The following is a 17,628-nucleotide window of genomic DNA, read 5'->3' as shown; positions in this document are numbered from 1 at the left end:
GGCTTCGACAAGCTCAGCCCGAACGGGGGTAGAGCATCCCCGGGGGCAGTCTTCGTTCCTTACGAACTATGGTCCGCGATGATCCGCCAGCCGCCAGGCTCCTTGCGGAACACCAGCGAGGTCATGCCGGACTGTTTGCTCCCGTCACCCGCGGTGAGCGTGTAGCGGCCGATATAGAGCGCGTGCGTCGGATCGAGCAGCCGAAAATCGAGCGTCTCGAAGCCGAGCACGCCCCGCTTCGCCGCGTTCGCAAAGTCGTATTTGGTGCGATAGCGCTCGGCCATCACCGCCTTCCCGCGCAAGACGCCGGTCTTGGTGACGAAGCTGGTGTCTGGCGCCTCGGAATAGATTGCCATGAAGCGCACGAGATCGCCTGCGTTCCAGCCAGCCGCACTGTCCGTCATCGCGGCTTCGACCGCCGCCTGCGGAGCCGGTGCCCCACGCGCCATCGCCGGCGCCGACAGTGCCAAAAGACACGCGATCATCACCTTCCACATCGCCCCACCCCTCCGATAGACATTCGCCGATCGCCTGCGTAGCACGACGGCGGAGCGGCGGGGAGCGCTTGGATCGATGGCGACACGGCCGCAACGCGGACATTTTACCGAGCTTGACGGAATGCGCGGCGTGCTCGCGCTGATCGTGCTCGTACTTCATCTCGGGTTGAACCCGGCGGTTTCGGCGCTCAGCCTCGGCTGGCTGCCGAAACAGAATTGGGCGTGGTCGGTAAGCGTCGATATCTTTTTCGTGCTGAGCGGATTCGTGCTCTTCCTGTCGTTCGATCGCACGCGGCCCGGCTTCGGCGATTATTTCACGCGGCGCGTCCGGCGGCTGGCGCCGGTCTACATGATCGGCACGGTGGCAGTGATCGCGCTCGACCATATTGAATCGCCGCGCATGATCATCCGAAACCTGCTGATGGTGCAGAGCGTGATGGGCCTGGCGTCGATCAATTTCCCAGCCTGGAGCGTCTCGCTCGAACTCTATCTGCCGGCTCTGGCCTTGCCGCTGCTGCCGTGGCTCGCCCGCAAACAAAAAACGCCGATCGCGATCCTGTTCGCGTTAGCCCTGCTCGGATGCGCAACCTGTGCGGCGATGGTCGCGCTGCATACCGACAGTCGCTTCGCGCGCGGCATTTTCGGGCTCGCAACGGGAATGCTGCTCGCACGGCTGTGGCAGATGGCTCCGCCGCACGCCCCACGACCGAACCTTGTGCTGGCACTATTCGGGGCCTGCATCCTCCTCATGGCGGTAGCGGCGCGTTACCCGGTGGTTGCATCGCTCATCCCCGTCTTCGCGGTCGGGGCGATCTGGTTCGGTTCGCGCACCCACACGATCCTGTCGAGCGCGCCGATGCAGGCTTTCGGACGCTGGTCGTATGCGATCTACCTGCTGCACGTGCCCGTCCTGGCACTGGCCGAGCACACGATCGGCTCGGCCGACCACAGCCTGTGGCGCAAGGCCATCGTCATCGCCGTGACAATCGCGCTCTCGGCCTTCACCTATCGCTTTATCGAGGCCCCGTTGATGCAGCGTTCGCGAGCAGGGCCGTAAGCGCTGGCACCGAAACCGCCTCCGAACAGAGAAAGCCCTGGTATATCTGGCACCCTTCCTTCGCCAGCGCCTCCAATTGCGCGTCGGTCTCCACCCCTTCGGCAATCACCGTCAGCCCGAGCGAACGCGCCATATCGATCACGCCGCGCACCACGATCCGGTCGCGCGGGCTGCCGGTAATGTCCTGCGCCAGTTTCTTGTCGATCTTGAGATAATCGAGCGGCAGCGCCTTCAGGTAAGCGAGGCTCGAATAGCCCGTCCCGAAGTCATCAATCGCGATGCGACACCCTGCCCCCCGCATTACCGATAACAGAGTGGACGCAATACCGAGATCCTCGATCAAGCCGCTTTCGGTGATCTCCAGCGTCAGCCGGTTGCGCGGAAAGCCGCTCGCGTCAACGCGGTCGAGGAACAGGTCGGCAAAGCCCGGCCGCGCAATGTCGGCGGCGGTAAGGTTGAGCGCGAGCCGCAGCCCCGCCAGCGCCGCTGGCCACGCCGCCGCCTGCGCTAGAACGAGCTTCTGGATATGGTCGGACAGTCCGATCTCGAGGTCCGCGCGCGCAGCGGCGGCGAACAGCGTCTCCGCCCCGATCGAGCCCAACACCCCATGTTCCCACCGCGCCAGCGCCTCGACCCCGACGATCGCCCCGCTGGAGGCGGAGACTTGCGGCTGGAACAGGATGCCGATCTCACCGCGCTCCATCGCATGGTTGAGATCGACTGCGAGCCGGTCGATCTGCGCATGGCCACCCTCGCCGCCGCTGTCGGCAACTCGCATCGTCGCGCTGTCGGAATCGCGCGCTTCCGCCAGCGCCTCGCTCGCCCGGCGCAGCAGCGAGGCTGCACTATCGTCGGCAAGTGCCTCGGCGAGGCCGATGCGGCAGCCGAGCACGGCGATCGATTCGCCGGTCACGAACGGCCGCGCGAGTTCCCCGGCGATGCGTTCCGCCGCGAGGTCGATTCGCGCACGGGGAGCGGTCCCGGCAACCACGAACGTCGATCCGCTCATCCGCGCGACGAGGGCGTCCCGGCCCAGCACCTCCTGCACGACATCCTCGACGCGCTTTTGCGCCGCGCGAAGCAACGCATCGCCCACCGTCCGGCCATATGCCGTGTTCACCATGTCGAAGCGATTGAGCGCAATGAGCATCGCGCAAAGTGGTGCCTCTCCCGCACCCGACAGGCGCCGCGTCAGCCAGCGCCGCGCGCTCCCCGCGTCCCGCGCCCCGGCCAGCGCCTCGCGCATTTCGGCGGCGGGCTCGGGCGCACTGCCAAGGGGTTCGACGACCGCATCGATCCGGTGTTCGCCGGGATCGAACTGGAGATGCTGCACCACGCGGCCAACGCCTGCGAGATCGTGCGCAAAGGCGGTAGCGGGCCGCGCCGAAGACATGCGTCGAAGCGCCGCAAGGGCCGCCGCCCGGTCCTCCGGATCGTACCGCCGCAGCAGAGCGCGGACGCTCGGTTCTTCGTCCGTGCCCAGCAGGGCAGCTAGCCCGGCCGTCAGCACCACGCCGCGCGTCAAAAGGTCGTAGCGCCAGCCGAGTGGCGCGAATGCCGGACCCGCCTGCCACTCGCGTGCCATCCGTTCGGCGTGGCGCGCGGCGAAGCGCAGCGCCTGGAGCAGTTCTGCGTCGCTGAAGGGGCTCGCCAGGAAATGCGTCGCGCCTGCGTCGTACAAGGCAGCAATGGTCGCGCCTTCCCCGCGCGACACCAGCACGATCATTGCGCCGCCATTCGCCTCGACCGCGCCGCCCAGCAGTTTCGCGGCGGCCAAACCCTCTTCAGGTGCGCCACGTGCATCGATCACGGCGACCGAGGCCCCGCTCGACAGGAAGCGCCGCTCAGCGCCGCCGACGCGGCGCGCGGCGACGACTTGCCACCCCGCCCCGGCCGCAAGGGATGCCAGTTCATCGCGCTGCCGGAACGACAGAATGAAGAGCGGAGCGGGCGCGAACGTCATGGCCGGACCCTAATGCGGGATGGCGGGTTAAAGAAGAGGCACGCAATCGCCCTTGTTCCCGCACCTTCGAAGGCTTAGCTCCTACCGGCATGGACATCCGCCCCGCCCTTATCGACCGTCACGGGCGCAGCATCAGCTATTTGCGGATTTCGGTAACCGATCGCTGCGATCTGCGCTGCCGATATTGCATGGCGGAACAGATGACCTTTCTGCCCAAGGCCGCGGTGCTGAGCCTCGAAGAAATCGCGATCATCGCCGAACATTTCATCGCGCGCGGCATTCGCAAAATTCGGCTGAGCGGAGGAGAGCCGCTAGTACGGCGCGATGTTGGCGAGTTGATCAAGCGGCTCGGGCGCAGCGTGGGGAACGGTCTCGACGAACTGACCATGACGACCAACGGCAATGCGTTGGCGGAACATGCCCCGGCATTGGTCGCGGCGGGGATGCGCCGCATCAATGTGAGCCTCGACAGTCTCGATCCCGACACCTTCCGCTACATCACGCGGCATGGCGACGTGGCGCGCGTCATCGGCGGCATCCGCGCCGCGCGCGATGCAGGGCTCTCCGTGAAGATCAACATGGTCGCGCTGAAAGGCCTGAACGATCAGGAAATCGCGCCGATGCTGCGTTGGTGCATGGCCGAGGGGCTCGATCTGACGCTGATCGAGACGATGCCACTGGGTCAGATCGACGAGGATCGCACAGACAGATTTGTGCCGCTGCCCGCCGTGTTCGACGCCTTGTCGCACGAATTTCCGCTGGTCCGCGATTCCCATCGCAGCGGCGGCCCGGCGCGGTATTGGCGGGTGGAGGGCAGTGAGACGCGGCTTGGGCTGATCTCCCCGCTCACCGGCAATTTCTGTGACACGTGCAACCGCGTGCGGCTGACCACCGAGGGGGTGCTCTACACCTGCCTCGGTCATGACGATCAGGTCGATCTGAAAGCGATCCTGCGCGGCGAAGGCGTCGCCGGGCTCGATGCTGCGATCGATGCGGCGATGCTGAGCAAGCCCGCGCGGCACGATTTCGACATTGAAGCGAGCGCGCCCGCCGTTGCGCGCCATATGAGCGTCACCGGCGGATGAGCGTGCCGCAGCGTCGCGCGCTCGTCGCGTCGCCCACGCCGCCTGCTCAGGCGGCGGCGGCGGCGCTCGCCGACTCGCACGATTGGGTTGCGCCGGAGGATGCCGAGCTTATCGTCGCGCTCGGTGGTGACGGTTTCATGCTGCAAACGCTCCACGCCATGCTGGAGCGGCGCAAACCCGTCGTGCCGGTGTTCGGGATGAACCTCGGCACGGTCGGCTTCCTGATGAACGAATGGCGCGCGCACGGGCTCGATACGCGGCTGGAGCGCACCAAATCGTTCAAGGTCGTGCCGCTCGCGATGACCGCCACGACGGTGGCGGGGAGACGTTCGCGCTCCCGGCGATCAACGAGGTGTCGCTGCTGCGCGAAACGCGCCAGACTGCGAATCTTGAGGTCACGGTCAACGACCGCGTCGTGCTGCCCGAACTGGCCTGTGACGGCATACTGGTGGCGACGCCCGCCGGCTCGACCGCCTACAACCTGTCAGCACAGGGGCCGATTCTACCGCTCGGATCGAACATGCTCGCGCTCACGCCGATCAGCCCGTTCCGTCCGCGGCGCTGGCGTGGTGCGATTCTGCCGGACAAGGCGCGCATACGGCTGCGCGTGCTCGATCCGGCCAAGCGCCCGGTCAGCGCGGTCGCCGATCAGCGTGAAATCCGGGATGTTGCTCTGGTAGAAATCGTGATCGACCGCACGCGCGAACTCACGCTGCTGTTCGATCCCGAACATGCACTCGACGACCGCATCACGATGGAGCAGTTCGTCGCCTGATAGCGCTGTAAGATTGCGCCGCTGGCTCCCCGAGTTGGATTCGAACCAACGACCAAGTGATTAACAGTCACCTACTCTACCGCTGAGCTATCGGGGAACATGCGGTGGCGGGGCTATAGCAGCGAGATTCGCGAACGCGCAAGGGCCGTTTCGCCCTTTTCTACAGAAACGTCTGGTCGCGGAAATTACTCGGTCCGTCACCTGCCGTTCATCTGGGATTTGGTATCGGACAGATAGCAGATCGCGATAGCCGGAGCCTTGCGCGCGATCGTTCGTTCTGCGCTTCATGGGTTGTCGGCACGGTATGCCGAACAGGCCGAGTCATTGGAGACTGAAATGCCGATACCTACCCCATCACTCCGCAAGTCGTTGGTGATCGCGCTCGGGGCGACGACGCTGCTGACGTCGGCCTGCGCAACTGAATCGACCTACCGCCCCGCGGTCGGCCGCGGCTTCGAACGCTCGGGCTATAGCGATCGCCAGATCGAGGAGAATCGCTTCATGGTCAGCTTCTCGGGCAACAGCTACACCTCGCGCGAGACGGTCGAGAAATATCTGCTGTACCGCGCCGCTGAGCTGACCGTGCAGCGCGGCTATGATTATTTCGTGTTCGCCGACCGCAACGTCGACCGCCGCTCGCGCACCTATTCGACGCCGGGCGTCGGCGGCTTTGGGGGCGGCTTCGGATATGGCGGCTTCGGCGGTGGCTATTGGGGTCCGAGCTGGCGCTATCACGGCGCTGGCTTTGGCTGGCGCGCCTGGGACCCGTTCTTCGGTGATCCGTTCTTTGACCGCGGCATCAATATCGACACGATCGACAAATATGAGGCCAATGCCGAAATCATCGTCGGGCGCGGCCCAAAGCCCAGGGACAACATCCGCGCCTTCGACGCGCGCGACGTGATCAACAACCTCGGGCCGACGATCGTCCTGCCGAAATAAGCCGACACCGACACCCAAGAAAAAGGCCCCGTGCGAAAGCACGGGGCCTTTTTGTATCACACCGCGCCGTGGCAGTGCTTGTATTTGCGACCAGAGCCACACGGGCACGGCGAGTTGCGGCTTACCGTCCCCGCCCAAGCGGCCGGGTCCTGCCCGATCTCGGCGCCATCGGGCTGCGGGATCGACAGCGGCGGCAAGCGCGTGGTGATGAGGCCCGCTCCGCCATCCCGGTCATAGGTGTCGTCGTCGCCCGTGAACGGGTCGAAGTGCGAGGTAATGAAGTCCGGCAGGCTCGGCAGTTCGGGCGGCTGCTCGATCTGGAATTGCGCGAAGGCGATCGTGCGCGTCACATCCTCGCGAATGTTGGCGAGCATGCGTTCGAACAGCGAAAACGCTTCCTGCTTATATTCGTTGATCGGAGTCTTCTGCGCATAGGCGCGCAGATGAACCACCTGGCGCAGTGCATCGAGCGTCGCGAGATGCTCCTTCCAGTGATGGTCCAGATTTTGCAGCAGGATCGACTTTTCAACGCGCACCCACGTGTCCGGATCGAGCGACGCAGCCTTTTCGGCGATCATCTCGTCGGCCATTCTCTGGACGCGTTCCTCGATGATCTCGGGGTCGATCGCCTCTTCCTCCAGCCACGCCTCGATCTGCGGCTCGATGTTGAGCATTTCGGCGAGCCCGGCCTTCATCCCCGCAATATCCCATTGCTCGGGGTAGGTTCCCGGCGGGCAGGCACCACCCACGATCGTGTTCACGGTCTCGGTGCGCATATCCTCGACCACGTCGCCAACGGTGTCGGCGTCCATGATGTCGGCGCGCTGTTCGTAGATTACCTTGCGCTGGTCATTCATCACGTCGTCATATTCGACGACCTGCTTGCGGATGTCGTAGTTGCGCGCTTCGACCTTCTTCTGGGCGGTCTCGATCGCCTTGGACAGCCACTTGCTGCCGATCGCTTCCCCGTCGCCGATGTTCGAGCGCATCATCTTGGCGAACAGCGTGTCCGGCCCGAAGATGCGCAGCAGATCGTCGTCGAGGCTCAGGTAGAAGCGGCTAAGGCCCGGATCGCCCTGACGGCCCGAGCGGCCGCGCAACTGATTGTCGATGCGCCGGCTCTCGTGGCGCTCGGTGCCGAGCACGAACAAGCCGCCAGCCGCGAGCACTTCGGCCTTCTCCTGCGCGATTTCCTGGCGGATACGCTCGATCGCGGCTTCGCGCTCCGGCCCCTCGGGCATGTCGGCCAGTTCGTCGTTGACGCGGAATTCGAGATTGCCGCCCAGCTGAATATCGGTGCCGCGGCCCGCCATGTTGGTCGCGATGGTGACCACGCTCTTGCGCCCAGCCTGCGCGACGATATGCGCCTCGCGCTCATGCTGGCGCGCGTTGAGCACCTCGTGCTTCACGCCCTCCTGCACCAGGAATTCGCTCAGCAGTTCGGACTTCTCGATCGAGACCGTGCCGACCAGCACCGGTTGGCCGAGATCGGCGTGATGCTTGATCTTCTTGGCGATCGCGCGGAATTTGTCGGCGGTATCCTTGTAGAATTCGTCTTCCTCATCGACGCGCTGTACCGGCACGTGCGTCGGAATGGTGACAACGTTCATCTTGTAGATGTCGTAGAATTCCGCCGCCTCGGTCGCCGCCGTGCCGGTCATGCCGGCGAGCTTCGGATACATGCGGAAATAGTTCTGGAAGGTGATCGAGGCCATCGTCTGGTTCTCTGGCTCGATCTCGACGCCCTCCTTGGCCTCGACCGCCTGGTGCAGACCGTCCGACCAGCGCCGGCCGTCCATCATTCGGCCGGTGAATTCATCGATGATGATGACCTTGCCGTCCTTGACGATATAGTCGGTGTCGGCCCGGAACATCATGTTCGCGCGCAGCGCCTGATTCAGGTGATGCACGACCTGGGTGTTCTCGAAATCGTAGAGGTTCGCACCCTCCAGCAGCCCGGCCGCCTCGAGCATGCGCTCGACCTTCTCGGTACCGTCCTCGGTCAGGATGATCGATTTCTGCTTTTCATCCTTTTCGTAATCTTCCGCGCTCAACTGCTTCACGACCAGATCGACCGAGCGATACAGGTCGGATTTGTCGTCGGTCGGGCCAGAAATGATCAGCGGCGTGCGCGCTTCGTCGATCAGCACCGAATCGACCTCGTCGACGATCGCCATGGCGAAGGGGCGCTGCACCATCGATTCGCGGTCGTACTTCATATTGTCGCGCAGATAATCGAAGCCGAACTCGTTATTCGTGCCGTAGGTGATGTCGGCGGCATAGGCCTCGCGGCGCTCCTCATCCGACAGATTGGGCACGATCACGCCGACCGTCATGCCCAGGAATTTGTAGACCTGGCCCATCCAGCCTGCGTCGCGCGCGGCGAGATAGTCGTTCACCGTGATGACGTGGACGCCCTTGCCCGGCAGCGCGTTGAGATAGGTGGCGAGCGTCGCGACCAGCGTCTTGCCCTCGCCCGTGCGCATCTCGGCAATTTCGCCCCGGTGGAGCACGATGCCGCCGATCACCTGCACGTCGTAATGCCGCTGCCCCAGCACGCGCTTTGCCGCTTCCCGCACCGTCGCGAAGGCCTCGGGCAGCAGGTTGTCGAGCGTTTCGCCCGCGTCCAGCCGGGTGCGGAACTTGATCGTCTGCGCCGACAGGTCGGCGTCCGACATGGCTTGCAGCGACAATTCGAACGATGCGACCTTGTTGACGATCGACCCGAGCGATTTGACGTACCGGTCGTTCGACGACCCGAAAAGCGTTTTGGCAATGCCGCCGAGCATAGAGATTTCCTGAAATGAAGAGAGATGGCCCGCGCGGCGCGCGGTGCCGAAAAATGTGGTGATGGCAGCGCGATCAGCGCCGCCGGATCAAACCCGCAGGCGACCCAGGTACAGCGGCACACTGGCAGGCGTGGGAACGGCCAGCGTAGTCAGCAAGGCAAAAGCGGGCCGCACGCCAAAGGCACCGAGCAGATGCACATGCGCGCGCGCCAGTGGTGCTGCTGTTGCGACACGCTGCCGAATCGCCGTGGCGAGCGCCGAACGCTGCACGACCGCGGAAAGCGGATGCGCACCGACGTTGACGCCGGTCAGCGTCGAAAAAAGCGCGGAAAGAACGAGTAGCCAGTTCATCGTGTGCCGCCGCATGTAAGGGTTCGCCAGCGTAACGTCCATGACGAACTGTGGTTGCGGCGAGGCGGGGGCGAGGCCCGGCGGTGCGAAAAACGGAAATTTAGTAAAGATGGTGGAGCCGAGGGGGATCGAACCCCTGACCTTTCGCATGCCATGCGAACGCTCTCCCAGCTGAGCTACGGCCCCATCTCCCGGGTGGGTGGTCCCGGGCAGGCGTCGCCCCTACCGAGGCGACGCACCCTTGGCAAGCGGCCTGAGTGCCACTTGCCATTAAAAAGTTTCGATCAATGCCCGACGATCAATGTTCGTCTTCGCTGATCGGCGCATCAACGCCGAGATCGTCGTCGCCGCCGAGATCGACCTCATCGTCCGGCGAGGGCTCTTCGTCTTCACCGGTGTCGATATCCTCGTCATCACCGGCGAGATCGTCGTCCTTCTTCACCATATCGGGCTTGGCCTGCTCGAACGGCAGCGGCTGCTTCGACTTCAGAATCGGTTCCGGCTCCCAATGCGCGCCGCAATTGATGCACGTGACGGGATCGTCCTTGCCGAGATCGTAGAAACGAGTGGCGCATTTCGGGCACGTACGCTTCGTGCCCCATTCCGGCTGGATCATATGCCGTAGACCTCTTGTCAAAGATGGGAGTTTTGCAGACCGTATTCGACCTTGGCCAGCAAAGTGGGGCGCGCCTTGCCATAGCGCAAGCGCACTGTCAAAGCGCACGCCCGATGGCTCACCCTACCCCACATCCCCGCACGATCTCTCCATCCGGCACGCTCACCGGCCGCGTGCGGGTGCCCGGCGACAAATCGATCAGCCACCGTTCGCTGATGTTCTCGGCGCTTGCGGTAGGCACCAGCACCGTGACGGGCCTGCTGGAGGGTGAAGACGTGTTGGCGACCGCCGCCGCGCTGCGTCAAATGGGGGCGAGCATCGCGCGCAGTGACGATGCGGTGTGGACGATCGACGGGGTCGGCGTCGGCGGGCTGCTGCAACCGGCGAGCGCGCTCGACATGGGCAATTCGGGGACGTCGACCCGACTGCTGATGGGCTTGATCGCGAGCCATCCGATCACCGCGACCTTCATCGGTGATGCGTCGCTGTCGAAGCGGCCAATGGGGCGAGTGATCACGCCGCTGACGCAAATGGGCGCCGACATCACCGCGAGCCCCGGCGGTCGCTTGCCGCTGATGCTGCGCGGGCTGTGTCCGGCGGTGCCGATCCGCTACACCTTGCCGGTCGCCTCGGCGCAAGTGAAGTCGGCGGTCCTGCTCGCCGGGCTCAACACGCCGGGAATCACCAGCGTGATCGAACCGGTCGCCACGCGCGACCATAGCGAGCGGATGCTGCGCGGTTTCGGCGCGACCGTCACGGTGGAGGCCGCAGCGCAGGGCAAGATCATTTCGATCACCGGCGAGGCCGAACTGAAGCCGCAGCATATCGTGGTGCCAGGCGACCCCTCCTCGGCGGCGTTCCTGGTCGTCGCGGCGACGATCGTGCCTGAATCGGATGTCGTGGTCGAGAATGTCGGGCTCAACCCAACCCGCGCCGGGCTGTTCACCGCGCTGCGCCTGATGGGCGCGAGCATCGAGGAACTGGATCGTCGCGAGGTCGGCGGCGAACCGGTCGCCGATCTGCGCGTGCGTCATGCCGCGCTGACTGGGATCGAGGTGCCACCCGATCTGGCTCCCAGCATGATCGACGAATATCCCGCGCTGTTCGTGGCGGCGGCGTTCGCGACGGGCCGTACGATCGCGCGCGGTGCCGAGGAATTGCGCGTCAAGGAATCGGACCGGATCGCCGCGATGGCCGCCGCGCTGAGCGCGATCGGCGCGCGGGTCGAGGAAGTCGAGGACGGCTTGCTGATCGACGGCACCGGTGGCGATCCGCTGCCCGGCGACGCGACGATCGCGACGCACCTCGATCACCGCATCGCGATGAGCTTGAGCGTGGCGGCCCTCAACTGCCGCGCGGATGTCACGCTCGACGATGCCTCGCCCGTCGCGACCAGCTACCCCGCCTTCTTCGATCAGATCGCACACCTGCAGGGCGACGCGGCATGATCAATTCGGCCACCGCCGATATCATCGGGTTCGTCGGCGCGGTGACGATCCTCAGCGGCTTTGCCTATCAGACGCTGCGCAATGCGGCGCCGGATCGGCTGTCGAACGCGCTCAACTTCATCGGCGCGTCGCTGCTCGCCCTTTCGCTGATCGTGAACTATAATCTGCCCGCGCTTCTGCTGGAGACGGCATGGGCGGCAATCGCTTTGATTGGATTGGTACGGACCGTGGTGACACGCCGATGATCATCGCCGTCGATGGCCCAGCCGCATCGGGCAAAGGCACGATCGCGCGTGCGCTCGCGCGGCATTACGGCCTGCCGCACCTCGACACCGGCCTGCTGTACCGCGCCGTCGCCGCGAACGTGCAGCGGCTAGAACTTGACGCGTCGATCGAGGCCGATGCCATCGCCGCGTGCGATTTCGACGATGCCTTGCTGGAGGATCCGATCCTGCGCACCGACGAAATCGGCACACTCGCCTCGGTCGTCTCGGCGCATCCGCTGGTGCGCGCCTCGCTGCTGCAACGTCAGCGGCGATTTGCGGCGCAGCCGGGCGGCGCAGTGCTCGACGGGCGCGACATCGGCACGGTAATCGCGCCCGACGCCGACGCGAAGCTTTTCATCCGCGCGACCCCCAGCATCCGCGCCAAACGCCGCCACGCCGAGCTGCGCGCGAACGGCTCGACGATCAGTATCGATAAGGTGCTCGCCGACATCCGCGCGCGCGATTTGCGCGATTCGACCCGGTCCACCGCCCCCTTGCTGCCAGCCAAGGATTCGGCCCTGCTCGACACGAGTTTCCTGTCGATCGACGCATCGGTGCAACGCGCCATCGCGATCGTCGAGGCGAAGGTCGCGGCAAAGCGCTGAGCTGCGCGGGCGGCGCTTGCTAGAAAGCGCTCGCTCGGTTATAGGAAGGGCGTCCGGCGGGCGGTGCTCGCGGAGGTCGGCGCGACAGGCATGTCCTCTCGCGCCCTTTTCGCATTATGGCGACTTGATCCTCCGCAAGTTCGAATGGCGGATGTCGCGGCGGCATTCGGCCTCCGCGGCAATATTGGCCAAGACCGCCGGAGACAACCGGCTGGCCGGAAACTAACTTAGGAATACAGGACTTTATGGCCACTCAGGCAAATCCAACGCGCGACGATTTCGCCGCTCTTCTCGAAATGACTCTCGGCGGTGCCGACAGCTTCGAAGGCCGCGTCGTCAAGGGCACCGTCACTGCAATCGAGAATGACCTCGCCGTCATCGACGTCGGTTTGAAGTCGGAAGGTCGCGTGCCCCTGCGCGAATTCGCAATGCCGGGCCAGAAGGCCGATCTGAAGGTCGGTGACGAAGTCGAAGTGTTCGTCGACCGCGTCGAGAACGTCCACGGTGAAGCGATGCTGTCGCGCGACCGCGCCCGCCGCGAAGCCGCATGGGACACGCTCGAAACCGAGTTCGCCAAGACTGCCCGCGTCGAGGGCGTGATCTTCGGCCGGGTCAAGGGCGGCTTCACCGTCGACCTCAACGGCGCCGTGGCGTTCCTGCCCGGTTCGCAGGTCGACATCCGCCCCGTGCGCGACGTCACCCCGCTGATGGACATCCCGCAGCCCTTCCAGATCCTCAAGATGGACCGCAAGCGCGGCAACATCGTCGTGTCGCGTCGCGCGATCCTCGAAGAGACCCGCGCCGAGCAGCGCTCGGGCCTGATCCTGTCGCTCGCCGAAGGCCAGATCATCGACGGCGTCGTCAAGAACATCACGGATTACGGTGCGTTCGTTGACCTGGGCGGCATCGACGGCCTGCTGCACGTCACCGATCTCAGCTACAAGCGCGTCGGCCATCCGTCGGAAGTCCTGAACATTGGCGATACCGTCAAGGTGCAGATCATCCGCATCAACAAGGACACGCAGCGTATCTCGCTCGGCATGAAGCAGCTCGAGAGCGATCCGTGGGAAGGCGCATCCGCCAAGTATCCGGTCGGCGCGAAGCTGTCGGGCCGCGTCACGAACATCACCGAATATGGTGCGTTCGTCGAGCTCGAGCCGGGCATCGAAGGCCTGGTCCACGTGTCCGAAATGTCCTGGACCAAGAAGAACGTCCATCCCGGCAAGATCGTCAGCACGTCGCAGGAAGTCGACGTGGTGGTCATCGAGGTCGATCCCGACAAGCGCCGCATCTCGCTCGGCCTCAAGCAGGCGATCAGCAACCCGTGGGAGGCCTTCGCCGAAGCGCATCCGATCGGTTCGACCGTCGAGGGCGAAGTCAAGAACGCGACCGAATTTGGCCTGTTCATCGGCCTCGACAACGATGTCGACGGCATGGTCCACATGTCGGACATCGCATGGGGCGTTTCGGGTGAAGACGCGCTCAACCTGCATCGCAAGGGTGAGGTCGTTCAGGCGATCGTGCTCGACATCGATGCCGAGAAGGAGCGCATCTCGCTGGGCATGAAGCAGCTCGAGCGTGGTGCTCCGGCAGCAGGCGGCATTGCGGCCGGCGGCATTTCGGCAGCGGCATCGGGCCTTAGCAAGAACGCCATCGTCACGGTCACCGTGCTCGAAGTGCGCGACGCGGGCCTCGAAGTGCAGGTCGGCGACGACGGCGCGACGGGCTTCATCAAGCGGACCGATCTCGGCCGCGACCGCGACGAGCAGCGCCCGGAGCGCTTCCAGGTCGGTCAGAAGTTCGACGCGATGGTCACCGGCTTCGATCGTTCGAAGAAGCCGACCTTCTCGATCAAGGCGATGCAGATCTCCGAAGAGAAGCAGGCCGTGGCGCAGTACGGTTCGTCGGATTCGGGCGCATCGCTCGGCGACATCCTGGGCGCAGCGCTGAAGGCTCAGAGCGCCGACAGCAAGAAGTGAGCAGTTGGCGAGGCTACTCGTACAAATTGAGTAGCCTCGCCGCTGTTTTCCCCTATCGTTTCGTGCCTATACCCGCTGACGAACTTAAGCTATATTAAGTCCGATGTGGCCTTACCGTCCTGATTGGGCGGTAAGGGGGGCAAGGGAAATGAGACGATGATCCGTTCGGAACTCGTGGCGATGCTGGCGGCGGACAATCCCGATCTGTCGGCGCGCGATATTGAATCACTCGTCACGACGTTTTTCGACGAAATCTCGAAACGCCTGGCCGAAGGTGGCCGTGTCGAGCTGCGTGGCTTCGGTGCCTTCTCGACCCGCGCACGCGATGCCCGTACGGGCCGCAACCCCCGCACCGGCGAATTGGTCGCGGTCGATGCCAAGCGCGTTCCCTATTTCAAACCCGGCAAGGAAATGCGCGCCCGTCTCAACGTCTGAGACACGCATCCCGGCTTGACGCCGCACGCGCGGTGCGCTTGGCATTTCCGTGGATGCGGACGTGGCGAAATTGGTAGACGCACGGGACTTAAAATCCCTCGCCCATTGGGTGTGCGGGTTCGAGTCCCGCCGTCCGCACCATTCCTGCTGTGCTTCGCGGGTGGCATAGTGCGCTTGCCGGTGGCAGGGTAGCGCGATGATCCGCCGCCGACCGATCCTTCTTTCCGCGCTGATCCTGGCCGCTGCCTCGGCGCTCGCGGCGTGCACGCCGCGTTCCGAGACTGGCCCGATCGTCGTCAGCGCGATCGGTGACGCGCCTAAGCTCGCGGATCCGGCGCGTGGACCACTCGACACATCGGCGCGGGTAATGCTCGACATGACCGCGCAAGGATTGGTCCGCTTCGATTCGGCCGGACAGATCGAGCCCGGCATCGCGGAACGGTGGAGCGTCATCGACAACGGTACCAGCTACATTTTCCGTTTGCGCGACGCGGAGTGGAGCGACGGAAGGCCAGTCACCGCGTCTGACGTCGTCCGGGCGCTGCGTCGGCAGGTTGCCCCCGGATCGCATAATGTGCTGCGTCCGTATCTGACCGCGATCGATGAGATCGTCGAGATGACGCCCGAGGTCATCGAGATCCGGCTGAAGCGGCCGCGTCCCGACTTGCTCAAACTCTTTGCGCAACCTGAGATGGCGATTTTACGCCTGGCCCCGCCCGGCGGCAGCGGCCCGTATCGAATCATGTCGCAACGCGGGCGCAGAGTGACGTTGCGACCCGCTTTCGACCCGGCACGCAGCCCCGATGAGGATGCGACCGAACCATCACCCGCCGCCGACATCCGCCTGATCGGAGAGCGAGCTTCGCGCGCAATCCTCCGATTTGACCGGCGCGAAGCCAATTTCGTGACCGGCGGCACCTTTACCGATTGGCCGCTGGTCAATCTGACGACGATCGCGCCAATCAACCGTCGTTTCGACCCCGCCGCAGGCCTGTTCGGACTGGCCATCGTCAACCGGACCGGACTGCTGTCCGATGCAGCAAATCGGGCCGCGATTGCCCGAACGATCGATCGTGCCGGTTTCATCGCCGCAATATCTCCGGACTGGGAGGCCGTGACACAATTGCTTCCGGAACAGCTCGACTCTTCCGCGTCTCCGGCCGTCCCCGCATGGAGTGCCCCCCTCGCGCCGGGCGAGCCAAGCCCACGGGACCGGATCGCGGCCTGGAGCAAAGCGCATTCTGGCGATTTGCGTCTGCGCATCGCTTTGCCAAGCGGGCCCGGCGCGAATGTGCTGTTCGGCTATGTCGGCTCTGCGCTGCTCGCTCTCGGGATCACGCCCGAGCGCGTCGCGATCGATGCGCCCGCCGATCTCCGCCTGATCGATGCTGTGGCGCCCTATGACAGCGGCCGCTGGTATGTCGCCACTGCCTGCCAGATGTGCAGCGAAGCCGCGCAAACCGCAATCGATGCGGCGCGCGATGCCGACTCGCCTCGCCTCCGCGCGCAGCAGATCGCGGCCGCAGATGCCGCGCTTGCCAGCGACGTGGCCTTCATTCCGTTGGCGCGGCCGCTACGCTGGTCGCTGGTCAGCATCCGATTGCGCGCGTGGACCGGGAACTCGCGCGCATGGCACCCGTTGAATCACCTCCGCACCGATCCCAATTAAGGTGACATGGCAGACAAGACCACCCGCATGAGCGCCCCGCCCTTTGGCGACTTCGCTGCATCTTACACAGGGCGCGATGCCGCAGCGGTGCGCAAGCGGATCGAGGCGATGGAGCATCTCCTGGAAGGGTTGTTCGTCATCCCGGGCATCAATCGTCGGGTTGGGCTCGACGTGATTCTCGATCTTATCCCGGTCGGCGGCGATGCGGTCGGCGCGGCGATGGGCGCGTGGATGGTGTGGGAGGCGCGTAATCTTGGCATGTCGAAAGCGCAGATGGCGCGGATGTTCGGCAATGTCGGCGTGGATTTCGTGCTCGGCCTCATCCCGTTCGTTGGTGCGATACCCGACTTCTTCTTCCGGTCGAATACGCGCAATCTGAAGATCATCAAGCGCCACCTCGACAAGCATCACCCATCAACGGTGGTGCTTGAAGGGCGCTGACGGGTCAGCGGCGGCCGCGCCAGATCTTGAGGCTGGAATTAGCGGGCAGACCTCCAGAATTGGCCTCGCAGCGGGTGTAGGCGAAGCCCTTGTCGAGACAGAGCCACACTTCGTCGAGCCAGCCCTTGCGATTGGCGGTAACGCGCACCGCATTGGCCGGTACGCCGGGATTGGCAGCGGCAAAGGCTGTGGCGAATTGCCCGGCGTTCAAGGGCTTGCGCGACAAGGCATCCATGTCGGGATAGCGCAGCTTGCCGTACAGGCCGGTCGACCGCGCGAAGTAATCGGCCGGCGTGGTCTGCATACAGGTTCCGTGCTTGGCCCATTCGTGCTGCAGGAGTTGCGCCGACGGCGTCGAACACAGGTTCCGCTTGATCACGGCGGGCGGCAGCAAAGGCGTCGCGGTGCAATATTGCGGCCACTCCTTGCCAACGCCGTCGGGCCACAACCCGTGCAGCGTGAAACCGAAGCGGTTGCCGCTCTGGCATTGAAACCGCGCCGAGGCATCACGCGCATTGTTGTGGCAGAATTGCGGAGCCCATGTCAGCGCGAGCGTGTAGCCAGTGATCGGGCGCAGCCGCTGCGGCTGACGCTCTGACGCAAGATCCGGGCGCGGGGTCGGGACGTTCGAAGGCACGGTACATTGATAGCTTTGCGCCGCCGCCACGCCCGGCAACGCGAGCAGTGCAGCCCCAGCGAGCCCTACCATC

16 protein-coding genes, 3 tRNA genes and 1 pseudogene are annotated in these 17,628 nt (G+C 64.7%); 12 read left to right on the top strand and 8 right to left on the bottom strand.

The features are described 5' to 3' along the window. Nucleotides 1–59: 59 nt before the first annotated feature. Nucleotides 60–497: an SgcJ/EcaC family oxidoreductase gene (locus AB5I39_RS16310; RefSeq protein ID WP_404369211.1), complete on the bottom strand. Its 438-nt coding sequence runs from the start codon at nucleotides 495–497 to the stop codon at nucleotides 60–62. Nucleotides 498–573: 76 nt separating this feature from the next. Here AB5I39_RS16310 and AB5I39_RS16305 point away from each other — a divergent pair, with 76 nt between their 5' ends. Next, nucleotides 574–1,554: an acyltransferase family protein gene (locus AB5I39_RS16305; RefSeq protein WP_404369208.1), complete on the top strand. Its 981-nt coding sequence runs from the start codon at nucleotides 574–576 to the stop codon at nucleotides 1,552–1,554. On the opposite strand, the gene AB5I39_RS16300 is transcribed toward AB5I39_RS16305, so the two are convergent. Continuing rightward, nucleotides 1,511–3,517: an EAL domain-containing protein gene (locus AB5I39_RS16300; RefSeq protein ID WP_404369205.1), complete on the bottom strand. Its 2,007-nt coding sequence runs from the start codon at nucleotides 3,515–3,517 to the stop codon at nucleotides 1,511–1,513. The genes AB5I39_RS16305 and AB5I39_RS16300 overlap by 44 nt on opposite strands. 89 nt (nucleotides 3,518–3,606) lie before the next feature. Here AB5I39_RS16300 and moaA point away from each other — a divergent pair, with 89 nt between their 5' ends. Both moaA and AB5I39_RS16290 read left to right on the top strand, forming a co-directional pair. Continuing rightward, entirely contained in the window at nucleotides 3,607–4,602 is a 996-nt protein-coding gene (moaA, locus tag AB5I39_RS16295) for a GTP 3',8-cyclase MoaA (protein WP_404369202.1), read from the top strand. Then, nucleotides 4,599–5,377, top strand: a pseudogene (locus tag AB5I39_RS16290) (NAD kinase). The gene moaA and the pseudogene AB5I39_RS16290 overlap by 4 nt, the downstream one beginning before the upstream one ends. Before the next feature lie 22 nt (nucleotides 5,378–5,399). Here the strand turns inward: AB5I39_RS16290 and AB5I39_RS16285 are convergent. After that, a tRNA-Asn gene (locus AB5I39_RS16285) sits at nucleotides 5,400–5,474 on the bottom strand. Between the two features lie 239 nt (nucleotides 5,475–5,713). Between AB5I39_RS16285 and AB5I39_RS16280 the strand changes: the two genes are divergently transcribed. Then, entirely contained in the window at nucleotides 5,714–6,319 is a 606-nt protein-coding gene (locus AB5I39_RS16280) for a CC0125/CC1285 family lipoprotein (RefSeq protein WP_404369199.1), read from the top strand. A 56-nt stretch (nucleotides 6,320–6,375) separates the two neighbouring features. On the opposite strand, the gene secA is transcribed toward AB5I39_RS16280, so the two are convergent. The 4 genes from secA to AB5I39_RS16260 form a co-directional block, all read right to left on the bottom strand. After that, nucleotides 6,376–9,108 (bottom strand): preprotein translocase subunit SecA, encoded by a 2,733-nt coding sequence (secA, locus tag AB5I39_RS16275; protein WP_404369196.1) that lies wholly within the window; start codon nucleotides 9,106–9,108, stop codon nucleotides 6,376–6,378. Nucleotides 9,109–9,195: 87 nt separating this feature from the next. Next, complete coding sequence (locus tag AB5I39_RS16270; protein WP_404369193.1) at nucleotides 9,196–9,501, bottom strand: hypothetical protein; 306 nt, start codon at nucleotides 9,499–9,501, stop codon at nucleotides 9,196–9,198. A gap of 68 nt (nucleotides 9,502–9,569) precedes the next feature. Beyond that, a tRNA-Ala gene (locus tag AB5I39_RS16265) sits at nucleotides 9,570–9,645 on the bottom strand. A 112-nt stretch (nucleotides 9,646–9,757) separates the two neighbouring features. Continuing rightward, nucleotides 9,758–10,075, bottom strand: a complete 318-nt coding sequence (locus tag AB5I39_RS16260) for a TIGR02300 family protein (protein ID WP_404369191.1) — start codon at nucleotides 10,073–10,075, stop codon at nucleotides 9,758–9,760. A 113-nt stretch (nucleotides 10,076–10,188) separates the two neighbouring features. Here AB5I39_RS16260 and aroA point away from each other — a divergent pair, with 113 nt between their 5' ends. The 8 genes from aroA to AB5I39_RS16220 all read left to right on the top strand — a co-directional run bounded on the left by aroA (nucleotide 10,189) and on the right by AB5I39_RS16220 (nucleotide 16,918). Further along, complete coding sequence (gene aroA / locus AB5I39_RS16255; RefSeq protein ID WP_404369189.1) at nucleotides 10,189–11,523, top strand: 3-phosphoshikimate 1-carboxyvinyltransferase; 1,335 nt, start codon at nucleotides 10,189–10,191, stop codon at nucleotides 11,521–11,523. Next, nucleotides 11,520–11,768, top strand: coding sequence for a hypothetical protein (locus tag AB5I39_RS16250; RefSeq protein WP_404369186.1), 249 nt, complete (start codon nucleotides 11,520–11,522; stop codon nucleotides 11,766–11,768). The genes aroA and AB5I39_RS16250 overlap by 4 nt, the downstream gene beginning before the upstream one ends. After that, nucleotides 11,765–12,394 (top strand): (d)CMP kinase, encoded by a 630-nt coding sequence (cmk, locus tag AB5I39_RS16245; protein WP_404369184.1) that lies wholly within the window; start codon nucleotides 11,765–11,767, stop codon nucleotides 12,392–12,394. Before AB5I39_RS16250 ends, cmk begins: the two co-directional genes overlap by 4 nt. A gap of 245 nt (nucleotides 12,395–12,639) precedes the next feature. After that, the gene (gene rpsA / locus AB5I39_RS16240) at nucleotides 12,640–14,373 is read left to right on the top strand and encodes a 30S ribosomal protein S1 (RefSeq protein ID WP_404369182.1); all 1,734 of its coding nucleotides are present in this window, start codon (nucleotides 12,640–12,642) and stop codon (nucleotides 14,371–14,373) included. Nucleotides 14,374–14,529: 156 nt separating this feature from the next. After that, nucleotides 14,530–14,808 (top strand): integration host factor subunit beta, encoded by a 279-nt coding sequence (gene ihfB, locus AB5I39_RS16235; protein WP_404369179.1) that lies wholly within the window; start codon nucleotides 14,530–14,532, stop codon nucleotides 14,806–14,808. Nucleotides 14,809–14,863: 55 nt separating this feature from the next. Further along, nucleotides 14,864–14,949, top strand: a tRNA-Leu gene (locus AB5I39_RS16230). A 55-nt stretch (nucleotides 14,950–15,004) separates the two neighbouring features. Next, the gene (locus tag AB5I39_RS16225) at nucleotides 15,005–16,477 is read left to right on the top strand and encodes an ABC transporter substrate-binding protein (protein WP_404369176.1); all 1,473 of its coding nucleotides are present in this window, start codon (nucleotides 15,005–15,007) and stop codon (nucleotides 16,475–16,477) included. Nucleotides 16,478–16,504: 27 nt separating this feature from the next. Next, a complete protein-coding gene (locus AB5I39_RS16220; protein ID WP_404374205.1) occupies nucleotides 16,505–16,918 on the top strand; it encodes a DUF4112 domain-containing protein in 414 nt (137 codons plus the stop codon). 4 nt (nucleotides 16,919–16,922) lie between these two features. Here AB5I39_RS16220 and AB5I39_RS16215 read toward each other — a convergent pair whose 3' ends face one another. Continuing rightward, the gene (locus tag AB5I39_RS16215; RefSeq protein WP_404374203.1) at nucleotides 16,923–17,627 is read right to left on the bottom strand and encodes a ribonuclease T; all 705 of its coding nucleotides are present in this window, start codon (nucleotides 17,625–17,627) and stop codon (nucleotides 16,923–16,925) included. Nucleotide 17,628 lies beyond the last annotated feature (1 nt).

The sequence above is a fragment of the Sphingomonas sp. MMS24-J45 genome (genome assembly GCF_044881195.1).
In the GTDB taxonomy this organism is placed as follows: Bacteria; Pseudomonadota; Alphaproteobacteria; order Sphingomonadales; family Sphingomonadaceae; genus Sphingomonas.
Note: the sequence above shows the minus strand (reverse complement) of the source record. Positions and strands in the feature narration are given on the sequence as shown.